This is a genomic window from Frankia sp. Hr75.2 (assembly GCF_949319125.1).
Lineage (GTDB): Bacteria > Actinomycetota > Actinomycetes > Frankiales > Frankiaceae > Parafrankia > Parafrankia soli.
Window position 1 is genome coordinate 1 of sequence record NZ_CASGGV010000181.1, and the last position, 980, is coordinate 980.

The window sequence follows — 980 nt, forward strand, 5'->3', positions numbered from 1 at the left end:
CACATCGAGGAGCTGGCGGCGGCACTGGCGGCCGGCCACACCCTCACTGCGGCGATCCGGGTGCAGGCGATGCTGGCCGTGCGGCGTGCCTACGTCGAGCGGGTCGCCGAGCTGGACGCGGCGTACGCGGCGCGAAAGGCGGGCACCCGATGACCTCCCAGGACGTGCACCGCGCCGGCCTGGCGGTCCGGGCCCTGCTCGACGCGGACGGGCCCTACGGGGACGGCGCGGCGGCAGTCATCGACGTGATGATCGCGCACATGGAGTCCCCGGGCGGCGACTCCGAGGCCGAGCGTCTACATCAGGCGTTCCTGGCCACCCTCGACGACCGGACGGCGCCGTTCACCACCGGTGTGGCCGATGCCCTCGGCGTGGTCGTCGAACTGATCGCGGCCGTCCGTGCCGAGCGTCCCAAGCGGGGTGCGGCATGACCTCGACACCGAGCCCGGACGTCCGGCGGCGCCTGTACGCGGCGTGGAACCACACGTGCGCCTACTGCGGCGGGCGCGCTGACCACCTCGACCACGTGATCCCGAAGTCCCGGGGCGGCGCGAACAACGCGGACAACCGCCTCCCCGCGTGCCAGATGTGCGGGCAGGCCAAGGGCGCGCGGTCGCTGGCCGAGTGGCTGGCCGACATCGCCACCACGGGCAGCCGGTCGGCACGGCCGGGGGCACCTCGGACCGCGGCCTGACCGTTCACCAGGGCCCGCCCGGCACACCAGCCGGGCGGGCTCTTTGCTGTCCTCGCGGCTGTCCTCGCGGCCCTCGAGCGCCTCGCGGGGGGCGCGAGTGATCCACACCCTGTGCGGCAAGGACTCTCGCGGCCTCGCGGGCCCGTGGGGGAGGCGGCTGGGGGAGTCGCTCTGGGCCCGTTTCAGGGGTACGCAGTGGGTGCGTAGCCTTGCCTCCCCGCCTCCCCCGACGGCCGCCATCGGCTGCACCGCAGGGCCTGCCGGCCGGGGGAGGCGATGGGGGAGA

2 protein-coding genes are annotated in these 980 nt (G+C 75.0%); both read left to right on the forward strand.

The window, feature by feature from the left end; all coding sequences use genetic code 11:
* The first annotated feature begins 149 nt into the window (after positions 1-149).
* Positions 150-431 (forward strand): hypothetical protein, encoded by a 282-nt coding sequence (locus AC559T_RS14135; RefSeq protein WP_498868987.1) that lies wholly within the window; start codon positions 150-152, stop codon positions 429-431.
* The gene (locus tag AC559T_RS14140; RefSeq protein WP_498868988.1) at positions 428-694 is read left to right on the forward strand and encodes an HNH endonuclease; all 267 of its coding nucleotides are present in this window, start codon (positions 428-430) and stop codon (positions 692-694) included. Before AC559T_RS14135 ends, AC559T_RS14140 begins: the two co-directional genes overlap by 4 nt.
* Positions 695-980 lie beyond the last annotated feature (286 nt).